We start from the raw sequence: 16,039 nt of genomic DNA, 5'->3' as shown, positions 1-16,039 counted from the left end.
GCTCACGCGGACCCCTGGGCCGGTGCGAGGAGTGGCCCCGACGGGCGGGCCGTCCACTTCAACCCCCGGGCCGCCGCAGGAGGAGACTCGCCGCGAGGCAACGCGAGGCCCCGCCGGACAGCCCGCCCGCTCCGGGCTCCGGCCGCCCCCGCGGAAGGGCTCACCGGACAGGCACCGCAGGGTCGAGCCCGCTCCGGTCCCCGGCCCGCCCCGAACTCCGCGTCGACCCGGGACAACGCCCCCCGGGGCTGCCGCGCGACCCGGCTCGCCTCGCGACCTGGGCCCGGCCCGGGAGGGCAGCCGTGTCAGTTCCGGCGGAACAGGCAGATCAGGGACGTCCGTTCGCCCGTGAGGGTCTTGCCCTCCGCCGCTGCCATGTCGGAGAGGGTCCAGCCCTGGGCCTCGATGGCCTCGATCTGTTCGCCCACGCCCGGCATGAGGCCGGTGGTGCGGGAGGCGGTGCCGGCCTCGATGATCTTGAAGGTGAGGACGCGGCGGCCCTCCGTGTAGGCGAGGGCCGCTACGCGGGACGCCTCGTTGGCCTTGGCGTTGTTGATGAAGCCCATGAGTCCCCCTGGGGTGAGATGCGGTGGATGGGGAACATCATCGGGCGGCGGCCGGGGCGGAGGGTAGCGCCGTGACGGGACTGTGACGGGGTGGTAGCCGTGTGACCTGCGCGGGCACCCGGCGAAAGCCACCCGCACCTGACGCCGGCCACCCGCGAAGCCCCCGACGAAAGCCGCCCGCGGCCTGTCCCGAGCGCCCCGCGAAAGCACCGCGAACCACCCGCCCGGCCCCCGGCACCCGGCACCCCGCCTCCGACGCGACGCGAGTCGCTCGTACCCGTTCCCGGCGCCCCGCGAAAGCACCGCGAACCCCCCGACGGCAGCCACCCCCACCTGTTCCGGCCGGCTCGAACAAAGGCCCCCACTTTCCCGGTTCCCCCCGTTCTACTCCCCCACCCCGACCACAATGCGCACATGACCGATGACTGGAAGCGACACATCGACGAGCTGCACGCGGAACTGGTCCGGCGGGACGACCCGGTCGCGTGGGTGATGGAGGCGGACGCGGTGGAGGCGTCGCGCAGGTATCCGCGGATGGCGCTCAGGGGGCCGGTGTTCGGGGTGGCGGTGCGGGAGGGGGAGGGGCGGTGGCGGGTGAAGACGGCCCTCGTCGACGGCATGCCCCAGATGGCCCGCGACGAACTCCACTCCCACCTGTGGTTCGCCGCGAAGGACGACACCGACGACCCCGCGGAGCGCCGCGCGCTGATCGCCGCCGTGTCGGTGCTGGAGAAGGAGCCGGCGAACGAGGTCGAGGCGCTCGGCGTGCGCTACCGGATCGTGCGGGGCGACGAGTTCGCGTGGAGCGGCGAGTACGGCCTGGAGCCGCCGAGGCCGACCGACCCGGAGCCCGCGGAACCCGACTGGGACGCGATGGACGGCCCCTCCCCCGACGTCGGCTTCGTCCTGGACCCGACCCGCGACGACAGCCCGATGGCGGGCGCCCTGCGTCTGGGCCTGCGCGAGTTCAGCTACGTCGGCACCCGCTTCGACGCGGACGCGCAGGACGACTCGCGGCGCGCGGTGACCACCCACCCCGACCTGGTCCGCCTCCCCATCGGCTTCGCGATCGTCGAGCGCGACGACAAGGGGTGGACGGCGTGCAGTTCCCCGAAGGCGTCCCCGCACGAGGCGCGGCGCTGGCTGTACCAGGCGATGACCCGGTACTGGCCGCTGCTGCACCGCGACGACGAGACCCGCCGGGCCGAGTACGCGGCCGGCGCCGAGGAGTTCCGCGCGGCGGGCCGGGCCGACGAGGCGACCGTCGCGGGCCGGCACTTCCGGGTGTGCCGCGTGGAGAGGGTCGTCCGCATGGGCCCGGACGGCCCCGAGACCCCCCGCCCCTCGGACGTCGACCAGTACGGCCCGTCGAAGATGCACCCGACGCTGCTGGAGGACGGCACGGTGATCCACGAGGACTGAAGGGGCCGCCGGCCAGGAAGACACCTGCGAGAAGCCACACCCTCCAGAACCCAGCCACTCAGGAAGCCGCGCGCCCTTAACCCCGCCCCCGCAAGAAGCCGCGCACCCCGAGAGCCGGGCTCCTCAAGAAGCCGAGCCCCTCAAGCCCAGCCCTTCAAATCGCGCTCCCTCAAACCCACCCCCGCAAGAAGCCGCGCCCCTCAAACCCACCCCCCTCAAGAAACCGCGCCCCCTTCAAGCTCAGCCCCTCAAGAAGCCGCCCCCCTCAAGAAGCCGTCGGCAGAGCCGGCCCCCGGAGGGCCGTGCGCCTCAGTGCCTCCGTACTCTCCGCACTCCACCTCCGCACCCACCGCCACGTCCCCACCCCCACGCCCAGCGCGATCAGGTGTCCCCAATTGCTCACCGGGTCCGTGAGGTTGACGAGGTCCTGGAGCAGCATCCCCCCGAACAGCACCAGCACGGGCCAGCGGATCCACGGCCGCAGCAGCCCCGTCACCGCGCCCAGGCTCGCGGCGACCCCGAAGCTGATCCCGTAGTCGAGCCGGTGCAGCGAGGTGTCCGGCAGCCGGCCGACCAGGACGGCGAAGCCGACCGGCAGTTCGGTGGCGAGGGTCGCGACGACGTGGCCGGCGAGGAAGACGAGGGCGGTGCGCAGCGCGCCGATCCGCCGTTCGAGGGCGGTCAGCACGAGGAGGAAGACCGCGGCGAAGGGCGAGCCGAGCCCCCCGGCCACCCACAGCGCGCTCGCGACGAGCACCAGCACCGGCGCCTGCACGAGATGCGTGACGTCGGTGCTGGACGCCTGGAGCACGCTGTCCACCCAGGCGGGGTCCGCGTTGTCGGCGACGTACGAGGTGACGGCGAGCAGGACGGCGTACCAGAAGGTGAACGGCGTACCGGTGGGCGTGGGCAGCAGTCGCCACACGCGCGGGAAGGCCCGGACGGCGACTTCCTGAACGACGGGAACGGGAACGACGGCCTCGACGGACCCGGCACCCGGATCGGCCACCTCAGCCGCCCCGGAAGCAGCGTCCGCCCCGGAGACCGCGTCGGCCCCGACGCCCGTCCCCGCCCGCAGCCGCTGTCTCGGCACCCCGTCCAGCAGCGCCCCGGGAACCGACAACTCCCCCGCTCCAGCCGTCTCGGTACGTTCCACCGTGAGGCGCTCCTTCCGTTCTCCTACACCTTTCGCGCCCCGCACCCCCGCTGTCTGTGACTCAGGCCACGTAAGAGCGGATTCTCAGCAAGCTCTCAAAGAAGCTGCCTTCCCGAACACAACCCCGGCCGGTGAAATTCCATCGGCCCCGAAGCCCCCGAGTGCCAGGATGGGCCGATGCCGCAACCGATGCCACCGCAGCCGTCACCCTCTGTGTACGACGCCCCGCAGGTCCTGGACCGCCGGGAGGGCCCGTACGGCGAAGTGGTCCTGCGCAGACACGGCGGCCTCCTCCAGATCATCGCCAACGGCTGCTTCCTGATGGACACGTCGGACGGCCGGTCGGAACGCCTGCTCATCGACGCCGCGTGGCAAACACTCGACAAAAATCACGCGGCCCCGTCAGAAAAACCCACCCTCCTCATCGGCGGACTCGGCGTGGGATTCTCGCTCGCACACGCCGCCGCGAACCCGGCCTGGTCGAAGATCACGGTCGTGGAACGCGAGCGCGCGGTCGTGGACTGGCACACGGACGGCCCGCTGGACGTCGTGTCGAGGACCGCCCTGGACGATCCGCGCACGGACGTCGTCGTCACCGATCTCCTCGATTTCCTGCGTGAGACATCGGACACGTTCGACGCGCTGTGTCTGGACATCGACAACGGCCCCGACTGGACCGTCACCGAGGGCAACGACGGCCTGTACGGCCCGGCCGGACTCGCGAGCTGCGCCCGGGTGTTGAGGCCGGGCGGAGTACTCGCCGTATGGTCCGCGCAGCCCTCGCCCGACTTCGAGGGAACCCTCTGGAATGCCGGGTTCCGGGGGGTGCGTACCGAAGAGGTGCCCGTTGCCCGAGGCGTTCCGGACGTCGTGCATCTCGCCGTCCGGCCTGGATAGCAAAGCGATGGTGACTCCCCGTACTCTGCTCACCTGACGCCGATCATTCATGCGTCGGTCGCAGTCATGCGCAGACATGGGATCACCCCACGGATTCCGGAAAGCACCCCAGGGGCGGGCGATGGAGCAGACACACACCTCGCAGAACGGCACGACGACGGCTACCCCGGGCGCACAGCGCCGCGTCCTGGTCGTCGAGGACGACCAGACGATCGTCGACGCCATCGCGGCCCGACTGCGCGCCGAGGGATTCCTCGTGCAAACGGCCGGAGACGGTCCGGCGGCGGTCGACACGGCCGAGGCATGGCAGCCGGACCTGCTGATTCTCGACATCATGCTGCCGGGCTTCGACGGTCTGGAGGTCTGCCGCCGTGTGCAGGCCCAGCGGCCCGTCCCGGTGCTGATGCTGACCGCCCGCGACGACGAGACCGACATGCTGGTCGGGCTCGGGGTCGGCGCGGACGACTACATGACCAAGCCGTTCTCGATGCGGGAGCTGGCCGCGCGCGTGCACGTCCTGCTGCGCCGGGTCGAGCGGGCGGCCATCGCCGCCACGACCCCCCGCTCGGGCATCCTGCGCCTGGGCGAGCTGGAGATCGACCACGCGCAGCGCCGCGTACGCGTCCGCTCGGAGGACGTGCACCTGACGCCCACCGAGTTCGACCTCCTGGTCTGCCTGGCGAACACGCCGCGCGCGGTGCTCTCCCGCGAGCAGCTCCTCGCCGAGGTCTGGGACTGGGCGGACGCCTCCGGCACCCGCACGGTCGACAGCCACATCAAGGCGCTGCGCCGGAAGATCGGCGCCGAACGGATCCGTACCGTGCACGGTGTCGGGTACGCGCTGGAGACCCCGACGCCATGAGCGGCGGGCCGGAGGGCGGGCCGAGAGGGGAGCCCTGGGCGGGAATGCGACCGTTCTCGATCAAGACGAAGCTCGGGGCACTCGTCGTCATCTCGGTGCTGATCACGACCGGGCTGTCGATGATCGCCGTGCACACGAAGACCGAGCTGCGGTTCATCATGGTCTTCTCGATGATCGCGACGCTGCTGATCACCCAGTTCGTCGCGCACTCGCTGACGGCGCCGCTGGACGAGATGAACCTCGTCGCCCGGTCCATCGCACAGGGCGACTACACGCGCCGGGTCCGCGAGAACAGACGCGACGAGCTGGGCGACCTGGCCGAGACGATCAACGTCATGGCCGACGAGCTGGAGGCGCAGTACCAGCAGCGGAAAGAGCTGGTCGCGAACGTCTCGCACGAGCTGCGCACCCCGATCGCGGGCCTGCGGGCCGTCCTGGAGAACGTGGTCGACGGCATCGCCGAGGCCGACCCGGAGACCATGCGCACGGCCCTGAAGCAGACCGAGCGCCTCGGCCGCCTGGTGGAGACGCTGCTCGACCTGTCCCGGCTGGACAACGGCGTCGTCCCGCTGCGCAAGCGGCGTTTCGAGGTGTGGCCGTATCTGTCGGGCGTGCTGAAGGAGGCCAACATGGTCGCCTCGGCGCGCGCGGGGATGGCCTCGGGCTCGGGCAACCACACCCGCTCCGACGTCCACCTCCACCTGGACGTCTCGCCGCCGGAGCTGACCGCGCACGCCGACCCCGAGCGCATCCACCAGGTCGTCGCCAACCTCATCGACAACGCCGTCAAGCACAGCCCGCCGCACGGCCGCGTCACGCTGAAGGCCCGCCGGGGCGTGCTGCCGGACTCGCTGGAGCTGGAGGTCCTGGACGAGGGCCCGGGCATCCCGCGCTCCGAGTGGCACCGCGTCTTCGAACGCTTCAACCGGGGCTCGGTACGCCGTCCGCACGGACCGGGCAGCGACGGCGGTACGGGCCTGGGGCTCGCCATCGCGCGCTGGGCCGTCGATCTGCACGGCGGGCGCATCGGAGTGGCCGAATCGGAGCGCGGCTGCCGGATTCTCGTCACCCTTCCGGGGGAGTCTCCGATCAGCGGTTGACGTACAGTTCGATCATCGTCGGGCAGTAAAGGTGCCGGACCAGCGTCATCGTGGACGAAGAGAAGCCGTTTCGGGCGGAACCCCGCTTGTTTCCCGCCATTTCCGGCGACGAAACACGGCGTTCGATGTGACTTACACGACGATGCGGCGGCCCGGCCTCTCCTTCTCGGTCTCGGAGGCGTAGCCTTTATTCCCGCTGTCCATCACCTTGTGAAGCGGAAGAGGGCGGTTGCCGCCGTGTCGTCACAGTCCCCCAGTAACGGATCGAGCACCTCGTCCGAAGCGGACCGAGCGGGTACGAATCCCGCCGCCGCCTTCGGACCGAACGAGTGGCTTGTCGACGAGATCTATCAGCAGTACCTCCAGGACCCGAATTCGGTAGACCGGGCCTGGTGGGACTTCTTCGCCGACTACAAGCCGGGGGTTGCCGAGACGCCCGCCCCGGCTGCGGCGGGCACTGCGGCCGCGGGGGCCGCAGCGACCACCACGCCCACGGCACCTGCCACCCCTGCTCCCGTTCCCGCGGCTCCCGCGGCCCCGGCGCCGGCTCCCCGGCCCGCCGCAGCCGCCGCGCCCGCACCCGCTCCGAAGCCGAAGGCCGCTCCCGTGACGACCCCCGCCGCGCCCGCCGCACCCGCGAAGGAGGCCCCCGAGGGCCCCGAGCTCGTGACCCTGCGCGGCCCGGCCGCCGCCGTCGCGAAGAACATGAACGCCTCCCTGGAGGTGCCCACGGCGACGTCCGTGCGCGCGGTCCCGGTGAAGCTGCTCTTCGACAACCGCATCGTCATCAACAACCACCTCAAGCGCGCCCGGGGCGGGAAGATCTCCTTCACGCACCTCATCGGGTACGCGATGGTGCAGGCCATCAAGGCGATGCCGGGCATGAACCACTCCTTCGCGGAGAAGGACGGCAAGCCCACCCTGGTCAAGCCGGAGCACATCAACTTCGGCCTCGCGATCGACCTGGTGAAGGCCAACGGCGACCGCCAGCTCGTCGTCGCCGGCATCAAGAAGGCCGAGACGCTCGGCTTCTTCGAGTTCTGGCAGGCGTACGAGGACATCGTCCGCCGCGCCCGCGACGGCAAGCTCACGATGGACGACTTCACCGGCGTCACGGTCTCCCTGACCAACCCCGGGGGCCTGGGCACCGTCCACTCCGTGCCCCGCCTGATGCCCGGCCAGTCCGTCATCATGGGCGTCGGCTCGATGGACTACCCGGCGGAGTTCCAGGGCACCTCCCAGGACACCCTGAACAAGCTCGGCATCTCCAAGGTCATGACGCTCACGTCGACCTACGACCACCGGGTCATCCAGGGCGCCGCCTCCGGCGAGTTCCTGCGCATCGTCGCGAACCTCCTGCTCGGCGAGAGCGGCTTCTACGACGACGTCTTCAAGTCCCTGCGGATCCCCTACGAGCCGATCCGCTGGCTGCGCGACATCGACGCCTCGCACGACGACGACGTCACGAAGGCCGCCCGCGTCTTCGAGCTGATCCACTCCTACCGGGTCCGCGGCCACGTCATGGCCGACACCGACCCGCTGGAGTACCAGCAGCGCAAGCACCCCGACCTGGACATCACCGAGCACGGCCTCACCCTGTGGGACCTGGAGCGGGAGTTCGCGGTCGGCGGCTTCGCCGGCAAGTCCCTGATGAAGCTGCGCGACATCCTCGGCGTGCTGCGCGACTCGTACTGCCGCACCACCGGCGTCGAGTTCATGCACATCCAGGACCCGAAGCAGCGCAAGTGGATCCAGGACCGCATCGAGCGCGCGCACTCCAAGCCGGAGCGCGAGGAGCAGCTGCGGATCCTGCGCCGCCTGAACGCGGCGGAAGCCTTCGAGACGTTCCTGCAGACCAAGTACGTCGGCCAGAAGCGGTTCTCGCTGGAGGGCGGCGAGTCCGTCATCCCGCTGCTCGACGCGGTCATCGACTCCGCCGCCGAGTCCCGGCTCGACGAGGTCGTCATCGGCATGGCCCACCGCGGCCGGCTCAACGTGCTGGCGAACATCGTCGGCAAGTCGTACGCGCAGATCTTCCGCGAGTTCGAGGGCAACCTCGACCCGAAGTCGATGCACGGCTCCGGCGACGTGAAGTACCACCTGGGCGCCGAGGGCACGTTCACCGGTCTGGACGGCGAGCAGATCACCGTCTCCCTGGTCGCGAACCCCTCGCACCTGGAGGCCGTCGACCCGATCGTCGAGGGTGTCTCGCGCGCCAAGCAGGACATCATCAACAAGGGCGGCACCGACTTCACGGTCCTGCCGGTCGCGATCCACGGCGACGCGGCCTTCGCGGGCCAGGGCGTGGTGGCCGAGACCCTGAACATGTCGCAGCTGCGCGGCTACCGCACCGGCGGCACGGTCCACATCGTCATCAACAACCAGGTCGGCTTCACCGCCGCCCCGGAGTCCTCGCGCTCCTCGATGTACGCCACCGACGTGGCCCGCATGATCGAGGCGCCGATCTTCCACGTGAACGGCGACGACCCCGAGGCCGTCGTCCGCGTCGCGCGGCTCGCCTTCGAGTTCCGCCAGGCGTTCAACAAGGACGTCGTCATCGACCTCCTGTGCTACCGCCGCCGCGGCCACAACGAGTCGGACAACCCGGCGTTCACGCAGCCGCTGATGTACGACCTGATCGACAAGAAGCGCTCGGTGCGCAAGCTGTACACCGAGTCCCTGATCGGGCGCGGCGACATCACCCTGGAAGAGGCGGAGCAGGCGCTCCAGGACTACCAGGGCCAGCTGGAGAAGGTCTTCACGGAGGTCCGCGAGGCCACCGCGCAGGGCGCGTCCGGCGCGCTCGGCGACCCGCAGGACGGGTTCCCGGTCGCCACGGCCACCGCGATCTCCTCCGAGGCGGTCAAGCGGATCGCCGAGTCCCAGGTCAACATCCCGGACCACATCACGGCCCACCCGCGCCTGCTGCCGCAGCTCCAGCGCCGGGCGTCGATGGTCGAGGACGGGACGATCGACTGGGGCATGGGCGAGACCCTCGCGATCGGCTCGCTGCTCCTGGAGGGCGTGCCTGTGCGGCTCGCGGGCCAGGACTCGCAGCGCGGCACGTTCGGCCAGCGGCACGCGGTCATCATCGACCGCGAGACCGGCGAGGAGTTCACGCCGCTGAACTACCTCTCCGAGGACCAGGCCCGCCTGAACGTCTACAACTCGCTGCTCTCCGAGTACGCGGCCATGGGCTTCGAGTACGGCTACTCGCTGGCCCGCCCGGACGCGCTCGTCATGTGGGAGGCGCAGTTCGGCGACTTCGTCAACGGCGCGCAGACCGTCGTCGACGAGTTCATCTCCTCCGCCGAGCAGAAGTGGGGCCAGACCTCCGGCGTCACCCTGCTGCTGCCGCACGGCTACGAGGGCCAGGGCCCGGACCACTCGTCCGCCCGCCCGGAGCGGTTCCTCCAGATGTGCGCGCAGAACAACATGACGGTCGCCATGCCGACGCTGCCGTCGAACTACTTCCACCTCCTGCGGTGGCAGTCGCACAACCCGCACCACAAGCCGCTGGTGGTCTTCACCCCGAAGTCGATGCTGCGTCTGAAGGCGGCGGCGTCGAAGGCGGAGGAGTTCACGTCCGGTCAGTTCCGTCCGGTCATCGGCGACACCTCGGTCGACCCGAACGCGGTCCGCAAGGTCGTCTTCACGGCGGGCAAGGTCTACTACGACCTCGACGCCGAGCGGCAGAAGCGCGGGATCACGGACACGGCGATCATCCGGATCGAGCGCCTCTACCCGCTGGCGGGTGCGGAGCTCCAGGCGGAGATCGCCAAGTACCCCAACGCCGAGAAGTACCTGTGGGCGCAGGAGGAGCCGGCGAACCAGGGTGCCTGGCCGTTCATCGCGCTCAACCTGATCGACCACCTGGACCTGGCGGTCGGCGCGGACGTCCCGCACGGCGAGCGCCTGCGCCGTATCTCGCGCCCGCACAGCTCGTCCCCGGCCGTGGGTTCCGCGAAGCGGCACCAGGCGGAGCAGGAGCAGCTGGTGCGCGAGGTGTTCGAGGCGTGAGCCTCGCCGCATGAGCGTGTGAAGAAGCCCGGCCCCTTCCGGATTCCGGAGGGGGCCGGGCTTTCTCGTGCCCCGGGTCAGTTCAGCAGCGGTTCGAAGTCCCAGTAGGGCCGGATCCGGGAGCGGGCCGAGATCGTGTGGGGGTGCTGGCGGCCGAGGGTGGCCTCGAAGTCGGCGAGGGCCTCCTGCTCGACCTTCTCGGCCTGGCGGCGTTCGCGGAGGTTGCGCAGGTCGGCGGAGTGGGCGACGCGGGCGGCGAGCGTGAGGGGGTGGGTACGGCCGAGGGACTCGGTCGCGTTCGTGATCAGGGCGCGGCTGAGGCTCTCCGCCGACTCCGTGTCGCCGACGAGGTTGCGCAGGGCGGCGGCGTTGAGGGCGGTGCCGAGGGTCCAGGGGTGGGTGGCGCCGAGGCCCGCGGTCATGTCGGTCAGCGCCTGTTCCAGGATCGCGTGGGCGTGGTCGCGTTCGCCGACGTTGCGCAGGATGAGCGCCTGGTTGGCGCGGGCGCCGACGAGGAAGGGGTGGGTGTCGACCAGAGTGAGCTCGTAGCGGGCGACGATGGACTCGCTGAGCTCGCGGGCCTCGTCGATGTCGCCGTGCTCGCGGATGAAGCAGCTCTGGGCGATGGCGGAGATGAGGGTGGTCGGGGAGTTCTCGCCGAGGACGCGCTCACCGCGTTCGAGGACGCTCGCGAAGAGGGGTCCCGCCGCGTCGCGGTTGCCGGTGCGGTAGAGGCACATGGCGAGGTTGTGCTCGGCGTACAGGGTCATCGGGTTGTCGTCGCCCATGACGATCCGGTACTCGTCGACGTTGCGCGCCTGCACCGATTCGGCCTCGGCGTACCGGCCGAGCAGGCGCAGGTCGACCGCGTACGACAGCTCGGACTGCAGGGTCCAGGGGTGCCGGGCGCGCAGCAGGTTGCGGCGTGCCTCCCAGGCCCTGCGGTCGGTGTCGAGTGCCTCCTCGTACCGGCCGAGCAGCCGCAGCGACACGGCGAGGTTGTTGATCGCGTTGAGGGTGCGGGAGTCCTGGTCGCCGAGCAGGTCACGGTAGGCGGCGAGGACCCACTGGGACAGTTCCAGGGACTCGTCGTACCGGGCGAGACCCCGCAGGTCCCCGCCGAGTCCGTTCGCGGCCCGGAGATGTTCGAGATCCTGTAGTCCGCGCTCCTGGCGCAGGTGCTCGGCGGCGGTCCGGTTGAGCGCCTCGCTGCCCGCGTAGTCGCCGCTCGACCTCAGCAGGTTGGAGTAGTGGTACGACAGGTCCCAGATCCGCGGGTGGGTCTCGCCGAGGAGTTCGCTCCATGCCTCCATCGCGCGCCGCGCGAGCTTCGTGCCGGCCCGGTACTCGCCGGAGAGGTACATGTAGCGCAGGCAGTTGAGGACGAGGCGCTGCACCTCGGGGTCGCGAGTGCGCAGGACGTCCGCGTACTTCAGGTGGGGCACGATCTCCGCGTACAGCGGCCACATCCGGGTGTCGGTGGGGCGGCGCGGGTCGGCGAGCGCGAGGGCGCGGCGTACGACGTCGATGAACTCGGCGCGGTCGCCCTCCGGCATGTCCTTGTGGACGATCTGGTGGACCATGCGGTGCAGGTAGAGGGAGTCGCCGGTGGTGGCGGGTTCGTCGAGGGAGACCTCGTGGGACTCCAGGCGGACGACGGAGTACTGGCGGAGCTGGTTGATCGCCTTGTTCCACAGCAGCGGGTCGTTGACCAACCCGGCGACCTGTTCGGGGAGTTCGTCGCCCGGCAGGTCGCGCAGGAGGCGTACGGGGATGAAGCCGGGCGCGAAGAACGTGCACAGCCGAAGCAGGTCGACGGACTCGGGGACGGTCTCGCGGAGTTTGTTCAGCAGTATCGACCACGCGGTCTGGAAGGCGACGGGGAAGTCCGCGGAGACCTTGACGACGTCGGAGTCGATGCCGCCCTCCAGGAGGGAGATGTAGTCGCGTACGGACAGGTCGGAGTCGTTGAGCCAGCCGGCGGTCTGGTCGAGGAGCAGCGGCAGGTCCTCCAGGGCCTCGGCGAGCTGGTCGGCCTCGGTCTCGGTGAGGCGGGGCGCGCGGCGCCGTACGAAGGCCACGGACTCGTCCCGGGAGTAGACCGGGATCTCCACCAACTGGCTGTTGTGCTCGGACCATTCGGGGTTGCGGGAGGTGATCAGGACGTGTCCGGGTCCGGTCGGCAGGAGGTCCCAGATCTGGTCGGGCTCGTCGGCACCGTCGAGGACGAGCAGCCAGCGGGAGTACGGCTCGCCCCGGCGCAGGGCGTCGCGGACGGCGCGCAGCCGCTCGCCGTACTCCTGGCCGGTCTGGAGGTCGAGCTTGGGGGCGAGTTCGGCGAGGAAGCGCCGGTAGGTGACGCGTTTGTCGGCGTTGACCCACCAGACGACGTCGTACTGGGAGCCGAACCGGTAGACGTACTCGGTGGCGAGCTGGGTCTTGCCGACGCCGGACATGCCGTGCAGGGTGACGACGCCCGCGCCGGGTTCGGCGCCCTGGAGGATGTGGTGGATGTCGTTGAGGAACGGCTCGCGGCCGGTGAAGCGGGTATTGCGGCGGGGTACGCCGCCCCAGACGTCGGGCATCGCGGCGGGGAAGCGGGGTCCGCGCCGGCCGTCGACGCCGTTCGCGTGCGGGTCGTAGGGCAGGTCGAGGCGGTCGAAGAGGCGGCGTTCGGCCTCGTCGGCGCCGAGGTTGGTGAGGTTCTCCGGGGCGAGGACCGTCACGGCCTGCGGGAGGGGGGCGTTGGTGAGGGAGACGGCGGCGAAGCGGGACGGGTCGGGGGCGACGACCTCGCGCAGCGCCGCGTTCCACTCCTCGTGGCTGCGCGGGCCGAGCTGGAAGTACCACTCGCTGACCAGGACCAGGATGCGGCCCCCGGAGAGCATCAGGTCACTCAGCAGGTCCGGCAGCGGCACCTCGGGAGGAGCGTCCCAGCGGACCAGCACGACCCGGACGCCGTTGCGCTCCAGACGGTCGGCGATCCAGGCGGCCCAGGCCCGGTTGAAACCCGCGTAGCTGATCGTGACGGTCGGCCGTGGGGTCCCCCTCTCGGTGGACCTGACCGGTGTGCGGGCTCCAGACAAGGCGGCCTCCAACGCGTCGTTCCAGGAAAAATCGTAGGGCCTCGGCGCGCCGCCCGTAAGGTTCCGGGAGACGGCGAGCGGACGTCCGGGCAGGGAGATCTTCGCGCAGGAGCCCGTACGCGCGCGGGTGTTTGACCACTCGTCCTCCGTCCCCTCACTCGTTCGGGCGTCCCTGGGCGGAAGCGTGCCGTTGTGTCCACAGCGTGCGGGCGGCGTGCACGTACGCCTGGGCGCGCGCCTGCTGGCCCCGGGGTGCCGGACGGTCGCGCATGCGCTCGTGGGTGTCGGCCATCGCGTCGACGAACAGCCGTCCCCGGACGGTGAGATCGGGTGATCCGACGAGCGCGGGCAGGGCCGCGCCGACCATGGCGTGGCAGCGGGCGTGCTCGGTCCAGGCCCGCTCGCGGTGCGCGGGGTCGGTGAGGGCGAGGCGCTGCTGGTAGTCGGCGATCGCGAGGTGGGAGTAGGCGCCCTGGAGGAGGCCCTCGAAGGGGCGGGGGTCCTGCCGCCAGGGCGCGAAGTACCGTTCTTCAGCGCTCGCTTGATGGAGTGTCACCATCTCGGAGAGCGCGGAGAGTTTGGCGTGGTGCAGTTCGTGGACGATGGTCGAGGCGAACGACACCGGTCCGGGGGGAATGCTGCTGAGCAGCGCTCCGAACGCCTCCCGCCGGGTCGCGCTGCTCGTCCCGCGCGCGGCGGAGATGTCGGGCGGCGCGGTGAGCGGCACCAGGCAGCGCAGCAGTGTCAGCACCTCCCGCACCCGGTGCTCCCCGCCGGTCCGCAGCGCCTCCCCCGCACCGGACCACACCTGCGCCCACCGCTTGCGCCCGGTGTCGTCCAGCACCACCGCCTCCCCCAACCCGGCCCGGCCGCGCGGCGATCGGGCCGTGCGGTACGGGTCGAGGTCCTCCAGCGGTACCAGCGGCGCGCCGGGCACCAGGCCGGGCAGCGCGTGCGCCGGCAGCCAGGCGCCCGAGGCGGACCAGGCCCCGGCGTCGGGTTCCGGATGTACGGTGACGTCGAGCTCACCGGCCTGACGGATCGTCACCTTCCCACTCCGATAAGCGACTTCGGCCTCCCCCTCGGTCCGCAGCGCTCCGAGGGACGGCAGGACGAGCATCCCGCCGTACGCCGTGGTGCGGAGCGTGAAGTCGAGTCCGGCCCGTACCGCGCAGGCGGCGGCGATCGCCCCCAGGTGTCCGAGGGCCTGCGGCTGTCCGGGGTTGCGGAGTGTGTGCCAGGCCCAGGAGCCGGTGAGGGGGTGCAGGAGGCGGGCGCGGACGGGGGTGACGGAGCGAGCCGGTTCGGCGGCCCTCCGCGCGGACGCGGCTCTGTCGGCCTGCGTCAACAGGTCCCAGGCGTCCTGTAGTTGATCGCCTGTCGCATCCAGCGCGGCGCGTATGACCAGCAGTTGGCGGCGGTGCTGGTCACGGACGAGGAGGCCGAGGGTCTCGGGGTCGGCGCCGGTGCGGCCGAGGGCGGCGACGGCTGCGTCGGAGAGGGTCACGGCGCCCCCTTCCCGGTGACGGCGGCGAGCCGGTCGGCCACATGCCGGATGAAGTGCTGGAGGTCGGCGCAGTACACGGACGGATTGCGGAAGCCGTGCCCGGCGCGGTAGCGGTGGGCGTAGTGGCCGCCGCCGCAGACCCGCAGCAGGGGACAGCTCCGGCACTGGCCGGCCAGCGCCGCCGCACCCGCCTGCCGGTCGGCGACCGCCGGGTGGCGCAGCGCGTCGTCGAAGGAGTGGCGGTGGACGTCGAGTCCGGTGCGGGCGGCGCCGTCGTACGCCGACTTGAGGGCGTCGGTCTGCTCGATGGTCCCGTCGGTCTCGACGACGACGGAGTCGAAGGGGGCGAGGCCGAGCGCCTCGATACCGGCGTCCTGGCCCAGCAACAGGGCGAGACATGCCTCGAAGAGCCGGACGTGGGCCTCCCGCCGCCCGGTGTCCCACCAGCGGTCGAAGACAGCACTGAGCCACTCGCCGTACCGGCCCAAGTGGTGGGGCGGGGCCGACCAGTTGCCGTGCGGGAGCAGCAGGTCGAGGGTGGGTGGCCGGAGTTCGACGAGCGAGTCGTACGTCCGGACCGGGTCGAGCGTCGGGTCGACGACCGTCAGGATGCCGCCGTACGCCTCGGGGAACCGCTCGGCGAGGAGCCGGGTGCCGCGTACGGCGGCGGGCCAGGAGGGGCGTCCGGCGTGGTCGACGCGGCGGGTGTTGTGCGCGGCGGTGCCGCCGTCGAGGCTGACGCCGACCCGGATGCCGGCGGCGGCGAGGGCGGCGAGGCGGGGCTCGGTGAGGAGGGTGGCGTTGGTCTGGACGACCGGCCGGACCGCACAGTGGTCCGGCACGCGCACCCGGACCCGGTCGGTGAAGCGGGCGAGCGTGCCGGTGCCCGCGAGGAGGGGTTCGCCGCCGTGCAGCACCAGGGAGATCTCGGCGAGTTCATGGGTGCGGGCATGTTCGGCGATGCGGTCCGCCGTACGGTCGAGGATGTCCTCGGAGGCTCGCCGGGGGCGGGTGCGCCACGTGCTGTCGGGACCCTCGTAGAGGTAGCAGTAGGTGCAGGCGAGGTTGCAGCGGCCGTGCACTTTGACAATGAACTGCCGGAACGGGACGGCGAGTTGCACGGGAGCGGCCAGGCGTCCAGTCACTCTGCACCCCCCATGCGTGCGCGGCTGTCCATCACGCGTGTTCCCGCGATCCGGCTCCGGACACACCCCGCCGGACGGAATTTGACCGGTTCACACGGGTAGATCGACCGAAAGGTTCAGGTCACAGCGCGCTGCTGTGTCCCCAGAACATCTCAGCCGGCCCGGCGGCCCGGTCCGTGAGGTCGGCGAGAAGTTCACGCAGCACCGGGTGGTCGGTGTTCCTCAGCTCCTCCAGATCCAGAGTGAGCAGATCGGGCAGGTCCTCGTGGTCCACGGTG

General features: G+C 71.1%; 11 protein-coding genes. 5 read left to right on the top strand and 6 right to left on the bottom strand.

What is annotated here, in order from left to right; all coding sequences use genetic code 11:
- Positions 1-305: 305 nt before the first annotated feature.
- Complete coding sequence (locus ACLZOT_RS10220; protein WP_416968461.1) at positions 306-566, bottom strand: hypothetical protein; 261 nt, start codon at positions 564-566, stop codon at positions 306-308.
- Positions 567-980: 414 nt separating this feature from the next.
- On the opposite strand from ACLZOT_RS10220, the gene ACLZOT_RS10215 reads away from it, so the two are divergent.
- Complete coding sequence (locus tag ACLZOT_RS10215) at positions 981-1,988, top strand: DUF5954 family protein (RefSeq protein ID WP_416968460.1); 1,008 nt, start codon at positions 981-983, stop codon at positions 1,986-1,988.
- 265 nt (positions 1,989-2,253) lie between these two features.
- On the opposite strand, the gene ACLZOT_RS10210 is transcribed toward ACLZOT_RS10215, so the two are convergent.
- Complete coding sequence (locus ACLZOT_RS10210) at positions 2,254-3,144, bottom strand: rhomboid-like protein (protein WP_416968459.1); 891 nt, start codon at positions 3,142-3,144, stop codon at positions 2,254-2,256.
- Positions 3,145-3,321: 177 nt separating this feature from the next.
- On the opposite strand from ACLZOT_RS10210, the gene ACLZOT_RS10205 reads away from it, so the two are divergent.
- The 4 genes from ACLZOT_RS10205 to ACLZOT_RS10190 all read left to right on the top strand — a co-directional run bounded on the left by ACLZOT_RS10205 (position 3,322) and on the right by ACLZOT_RS10190 (position 10,023).
- Positions 3,322-4,041 carry a spermidine synthase gene (locus ACLZOT_RS10205; protein WP_416968458.1) on the top strand — a complete coding sequence of 240 codons (720 nt, stop codon included), beginning with the start codon at positions 3,322-3,324 and terminating at the stop codon, positions 4,039-4,041.
- A 121-nt stretch (positions 4,042-4,162) separates the two neighbouring features.
- Positions 4,163-4,903, top strand: coding sequence for a response regulator transcription factor (locus ACLZOT_RS10200; protein WP_416968457.1), 741 nt, complete (start codon positions 4,163-4,165; stop codon positions 4,901-4,903).
- Positions 4,900-6,003: a sensor histidine kinase gene (locus ACLZOT_RS10195; RefSeq protein ID WP_416968456.1), complete on the top strand. Its 1,104-nt coding sequence runs from the start codon at positions 4,900-4,902 to the stop codon at positions 6,001-6,003. The genes ACLZOT_RS10200 and ACLZOT_RS10195 overlap by 4 nt, the downstream gene beginning before the upstream one ends.
- A 237-nt stretch (positions 6,004-6,240) precedes the next feature.
- On the top strand, positions 6,241-10,023 hold the full coding sequence (locus ACLZOT_RS10190; RefSeq protein ID WP_416968455.1) for a multifunctional oxoglutarate decarboxylase/oxoglutarate dehydrogenase thiamine pyrophosphate-binding subunit/dihydrolipoyllysine-residue succinyltransferase subunit: 3,783 nt from the start codon (positions 6,241-6,243) through the stop codon (positions 10,021-10,023).
- Positions 10,024-10,100: 77 nt separating this feature from the next.
- Here ACLZOT_RS10190 and fxsT read toward each other — a convergent pair whose 3' ends face one another.
- The 4 genes from fxsT to fxsA all read right to left on the bottom strand — a co-directional run bounded on the left by fxsT (position 10,101) and on the right by fxsA (position 16,035).
- On the bottom strand, positions 10,101-13,109 hold the full coding sequence (gene fxsT, locus ACLZOT_RS10185; protein ID WP_416968454.1) for an FxSxx-COOH system tetratricopeptide repeat protein: 3,009 nt from the start codon (positions 13,107-13,109) through the stop codon (positions 10,101-10,103).
- Between the two features lie 154 nt (positions 13,110-13,263).
- Complete coding sequence (locus tag ACLZOT_RS10180; RefSeq protein WP_416968453.1) at positions 13,264-14,616, bottom strand: aKG-HExxH-type peptide beta-hydroxylase; 1,353 nt, start codon at positions 14,614-14,616, stop codon at positions 13,264-13,266.
- Positions 14,613-15,761 (bottom strand): FxsB family cyclophane-forming radical SAM/SPASM peptide maturase, encoded by a 1,149-nt coding sequence (locus tag ACLZOT_RS10175; protein WP_416968452.1) that lies wholly within the window; start codon positions 15,759-15,761, stop codon positions 14,613-14,615. Before ACLZOT_RS10175 ends, ACLZOT_RS10180 begins: the two co-directional genes overlap by 4 nt.
- A gap of 121 nt (positions 15,762-15,882) precedes the next feature.
- Entirely contained in the window at positions 15,883-16,035 is a 153-nt protein-coding gene (fxsA, locus tag ACLZOT_RS10170) for an FxSxx-COOH cyclophane-containing RiPP peptide (RefSeq protein WP_416968451.1), read from the bottom strand.
- Positions 16,036-16,039: the final 4 nt, after the last annotated feature.

Source organism: Streptomyces sp. 4F14, assembly GCF_048159485.1.
Lineage (GTDB): Bacteria > Actinomycetota > Actinomycetes > Streptomycetales > Streptomycetaceae > Streptomyces.
This window is presented reverse-complemented; position numbering and strand designations above follow the sequence as displayed.